Genomic DNA, 4,810 nt, shown 5'->3' with positions numbered 1-4,810 from the left:
TCGGCCTCCCCGGAAGGGCTTCTTCAGCCTGACGAGAATAACTTCTCCCGCCAGGTCAGTCACAACATACTAGGATCGAGCGCAGCTCTCGATTGCGCCGCGCGGGCGGCGCTCGCTCTAACAGGCGCTGCCATACCTTGTGGCAAACACCTGTCAGCCCTAAGGCGATCCCTGTGGGCTGGCTTGCCGGCGATAGGGCCCTTAGCTCAACACATGCCCCACCGGCAACAACGCCGGCGGCAACTGCTGGTCCCCCAACCCTGCCAGTACATCCCGCTCCACCGTCCGCACCATGGCATCGGTAGGCAGGTCATTCTCATCCCGCCCGAACGGGTCTTCCAGTTCGTTGCCAATCGCATCCAGCCCGAAGAACGTGTACCCCACGATGGTGGTGAACAGCGGCGCCAGCCAGCCCAGTGGCTCGGCCAGGGCAAACGGCAACAACAGGCAGAAGATGTAGATGGTGCGGTGCAACAACAGTGTGTAGGGAAACGGCAGTGGCGTGCCCTTGATCCGCTCGCAGGTGGCCTGCACCTCGGTCAGCCCCACCAGCCGCTGCTCCAGCAGGCTGTAACGCCAGTCACTGATCTGTTGTCGCTCGGCCAGCCGCGAGCATTGGCTGCCCACCTCACGCAGGATGCTGTCGCACACGTTGTGCGGGCTGAGCGCCTCGGGCCGGGGCAACCATGGGCGGGCGGCAGCCAGGTTGTCTTCGTTGCGCAACCGCGCATTCAGCGCATGGGCAAACCCGCACAGGCTGCGCAGCAGCTCACGGCGTAGTGCTTCATCGCCGATCACCACGCTCTCACGCACGAACGAGCGGGTTTCGATGATCAGCTTGCCCCAGGCCTTGCGCCCTTCCCACCAACGGTCATAGCAGGCGTTGTTGCGAAAGCTCATGAAGATCGACAGCGACAGGCCCAGCAAGGTGAATGGGGTGGCGCTGACCGGGTAGAAAAACGCCGGGTAATGGCGCTCGACCAGCACGATCAGTGCCGCCAGCAGGGTGACCATCAGGCAGCGCAGGGCAATGCGCTTGATGATCGAACCCTTGAGGGTGAACAACACGCGCAACACATCGGGTGCGGGGTGGACGATCATGGCAATCCAGAGGCAGCTGCTCAGCCGCCGGTCATGTTCATGAAGCGCAGGATCTGCACGTCGCCACCGACTTCGAAGTGATGGCGGTAGGGCTTCAGGTGCAGCGAGTCGCGGATGGCCTTTTCCAGGCGGTCGGGGTCGCCCGGGTGGGCCCGCAGCACGTGCTTGAGGTCTACCGAATGCTCGTTGCCCAAGCACAGCAGCAAGCGGCCCTCGACGGTCAGGCGCACACGGTTGCAGGTGGCGCAGAAGTTGTGGCTGTGCGGCGAAATGAAGCCGACCCGGGTGTTGGCCGCTTCGGCCAGGCGCCAGTAACGGGCCGGCCCCTGCGACGTTTCGGTGGACTCGACCAGGGTGAACTGTTCAGCCAGCAGCGCCCGTACTTCATCGCTGGAGCAGAACGACTCGCCACGTTCATGCTCGCTGATCACCCCCAGGGGCATTTCTTCGATGAAGGTGATGTCCAGCTCGCGGTCGATGGCAAAGCGCACCAGGTCGACCAGTTCATGGTCGTTGCGGCCCTTGAGCACCACGCAGTTGAGCTTGGTGCGCCTGAAACCGGCTTGTCGGGCTGCGTCGATCCCGGCAATCACCTGGTGCAGGTCGCCGGTACGGGTCAGTTGCTTGAAGCGGTCGGCGTCCAGGCTGTCGAGGCTGATGTTCAGGCGTGTAACGCCCGCGTCGAACAGCGGCTGGGCCAAGCGGCCAAGCTGCGAGCCGTTGCTGGTCAGGCACAGTTCGCGCAGACCGGGCAGGGCGGCGATGCGCCCGCACAAGTCGACGATGCCCTGGCGCACCAGGGGTTCGCCGCCGGTCAGGCGGATTTTGCGGGTGCCGAGGGCGACGAAGCGCTCGGCCACCTGGAACAGTTCCTCCAGGCTGAGAATCTGTTGGCGCGGCAGGAACTGCATGTCTTCGGCCATGCAGTACACGCAACGGAAGTCGCAGCGGTCGGTGACCGACATCCGCAGGTAGTCGATTTTCCGGTTGAAGCCGTCGATCAGGGCCCGGCTGTTCTGTTCCACGTTCGCGCTCGCGTCTGGGAAGGGGGGCATTTCTGTCCAAGCTATAACCTGGGCGCAGGGCCGTCAAATTGCTTTGTCCGACTGCATGATCGACGGTCTCTATCATGCGGCCTGGCAGCTCCTCGTTTGGCTGCCGTGATCGAAAGCGCTTATCACGCCGTAAGATCTTTCGATTGGACGCCCCGCCCCACGCTCCATAGGCTGAAACAAAGCACCGAAGCGTGAGGATTCACCGCATGAGCCAGGACGAACACATCAGGGACTACAAAGGCGCCGCCGCCGGCTGGGGGGCGCTGAAAAGCGTGACCAAGAGCTGGCTGGGCAGTGACAACGCCTTCAAGAACCTGCGGGCCATGCTCAAGACCAACCAGAACGGCGGCTTCGACTGCCCTGGCTGTGCCTGGGGCGAGTCGCCGGAAAGCGACATGGTCAAGTTCTGCGAAAACGGCGCCAAGGCGGTCAACTGGGAAGCCACCGGCCGCTCGGTGGACCCGGCCTTCTTTGCCAAGTACAGCGTCAGCGCGTTGAAGCAGCAGACCGACTACTGGCTTGAGTACCAAGGCCGCCTGACGCACCCGATGCGCTATGACGCAGCCACCGACCATTACGTGGAAACCACCTGGGCAGAAGCGTTCGAGCTGGTTGCCCGGCACCTGCGCGCACTGCAATCGCCGGACGAAGCCGAGTTCTACACCTCGGGCCGGGCCAGCAATGAAGCGGCGTTTCTCTACCAGCTGTTCGTGCGTGCCTATGGCACCAACAATTTCCCGGACTGCTCCAACATGTGCCACGAAGCCAGCGGCTCGGGCATGTCGGAAACCCTGGGGGTGGGCAAAGGCACCGTGGTGTTTCACGACCTGGAACTGGCCGATGCCATTTTCGTGATTGGCCAGAACCCTGGCACCAACCACCCGCGCATGCTCGAACCGCTGCGTGAAGCGGTCAAGCGCGGTGCCCAGGTGGTGTGCTTCAACCCGCTCAAAGAGCGTGGCCTGGAGCGTTTCCAGCACCCGCAGCACCCGTTCGAAATGCTCAGCAATGGCTCCGAGCCGACTTCCAGCGCGTACTTCCGCCCAGCCTTGGGGGGCGACATGGCGGCCATGCGCGGTATTGCCAAGTTCCTGTTGCAGTGGGAACGCGAGGCCCAGGCCAAGGGCGAACCGCCGGTGTTCGACCACGCTTTCATCGCCGAGCACACCAGCGGTATCGATGGCTACCTGGCGGCGGTCGACGCCACGGCGTGGGAACACATCGTTGAGCAGTCTGGCCTGACCTTGGCGGAGATCGAACTGGCCGCGCGTATGTACCGCAAGGCCGAGCGGGTCATCATGTGCTGGGCCATGGGCGTGACGCAGCACCGCCATTCGGTGGCAACCGTGCAGGAAATCGTCAACCTGCAGCTTCTGCGCGGCAACGTCGGCAAGCCCGGCGCTGGCCTGTCGCCGGTGCGCGGCCACAGCAACGTGCAGGGCGACCGCACCATGGGCATCGACGAAAAGCCCCGGGCAGCACTGCTCGACGCCCTGGAAAAACGCTTCCGCTTCCGTGTGCCGCGTGCCCACGGGCACAATGCGGTGCTGGCGATCAAGGCCATGGAGGAGGGGCGGGCCAAGGTGTTTGTCGCCCTGGGCGGCAACTTTGCCCAAGCCACCCCGGATACACCGCGTACCCATGCCGCGCTGCAGAAGTGTGCGCTGACCGTGCAGATTTCCACCAAGCTCAACCGCTCGCACCTGGTCACCGGCCGCGACGCGCTGATCCTGCCATGCCTGGGCCGTACCGAAATCGACCTGCAGGCCGCAGGGCCGCAGGGCGTGACCGTGGAAGACACCTTCAGCATGGTGCACCTCTCCCATGGCCAGTTGCGCCCGCGCTCGCCGCACATGCGTTCGGAGCCATGGATCATCGCCGGCATGGCCAAGGCCACGCTGGGCAACCAGCCGATCGACTGGGCCTATGCAGTGGCCGACTACAACCGCATCCGCGACATGATTGCCGACGTCATCCCCGGCTTCGCGCGTTTCAATGAGCGCTTGAACAGCCCTGGCGGGTTCCACCTGGGTAACCACGCTGCCGAGCGCAACTTCCGCACGGCCACCGGCAAGGCGCGCTTCCTGCCCCACACGCTGCCCGAGGCATTGGTCAACGCCAAGGTGCTGGCCCGCGGGGACAAGCCCGACCTGATCTTGCAGACCCTGCGTTCGCACGACCAGTACAACACCACCCTGTATGGCCTGGACGACCGCTACCGTGGGGTGTTCGGCCTGCGCGAAGTGGTGTTCGTCAACGAGGCCGACATCCGCCGCCTGGGCTTCGAACCGGGCGAGCACGTGGACTTGGTGTCGCTGTGGGAGGATGGTGTGGAGCGGCGGGTGTCGGGGTTCCGCCTGGTGGCGTATGACGTGCCGCAAGGGCAGGCGGCGGCTTACTACCCCGAGACCAACCCGCTGGTGCCGCTGGAGAGTTATGGCGAGGGGACGTACACCCCGACCTCGAAGTTTGTGGCGATCAAGCTGGAGAAGGCCAAGGCCGGGAACCGGATTGCGGCGGTGCTGGCTTCGGATTGACGGGCGCCTGCAAGGGCCCTGTCGCGGGCGGGGGTAGGCGCAGGATCTTCAGCGCCTGTGAGATCGAGCGCCGCCCGCGCGGCGCATCGCGAGCTCCGCTCGCTCCTTGTATGTTGT

General features: G+C 64.5%; 3 protein-coding genes. 1 reads left to right on the top strand and 2 read right to left on the bottom strand.

Going from position 1 to position 4,810, the window contains the following annotated elements; all coding sequences use genetic code 11:
* Positions 1-201 precede the first annotated feature (201 nt).
* Together B3361_RS21555 and moaA are read right to left on the bottom strand one after the other, a co-directional pair.
* Entirely contained in the window at positions 202-1,101 is a 900-nt protein-coding gene (locus B3361_RS21555) for a bestrophin family protein (RefSeq protein WP_154211969.1), read from the bottom strand.
* 20 nt (positions 1,102-1,121) lie between these two features.
* Positions 1,122-2,126 carry a GTP 3',8-cyclase MoaA gene (moaA, locus tag B3361_RS21550; RefSeq protein WP_082414773.1) on the bottom strand — a complete coding sequence of 335 codons (1,005 nt, stop codon included), beginning with the start codon at positions 2,124-2,126 and terminating at the stop codon, positions 1,122-1,124.
* Positions 2,127-2,362: 236 nt separating this feature from the next.
* Here moaA and B3361_RS21545 point away from each other — a divergent pair, with 236 nt between their 5' ends.
* Positions 2,363-4,693 carry an FdhF/YdeP family oxidoreductase gene (locus B3361_RS21545; RefSeq protein WP_054906275.1) on the top strand — a complete coding sequence of 777 codons (2,331 nt, stop codon included), beginning with the start codon at positions 2,363-2,365 and terminating at the stop codon, positions 4,691-4,693.
* Positions 4,694-4,810 lie beyond the last annotated feature (117 nt).

Source organism: Pseudomonas sp. UBA6699 (genome assembly GCF_002454615.1).
Classification (GTDB): Bacteria; Pseudomonadota; Gammaproteobacteria; order Pseudomonadales; family Pseudomonadaceae; genus Aquipseudomonas; species Aquipseudomonas juntendi.
This window is presented reverse-complemented; position numbering and strand designations above follow the sequence as displayed.

What these genes read in the sequence shown, in the direction of transcription:
- B3361_RS21555 (WP_154211969.1), bottom strand. Translation starts at nt 1,101, where the DNA reads ATGATCGTCCACCCCGCACCCGATGTGTTGCGCGTGTTGTTCACCCTC.
- B3361_RS21545 (WP_054906275.1), top strand. Translation starts at nt 2,363, where the DNA reads ATGAGCCAGGACGAACACATCAGGGACTACAAAGGCGCCGCCGCCGGC.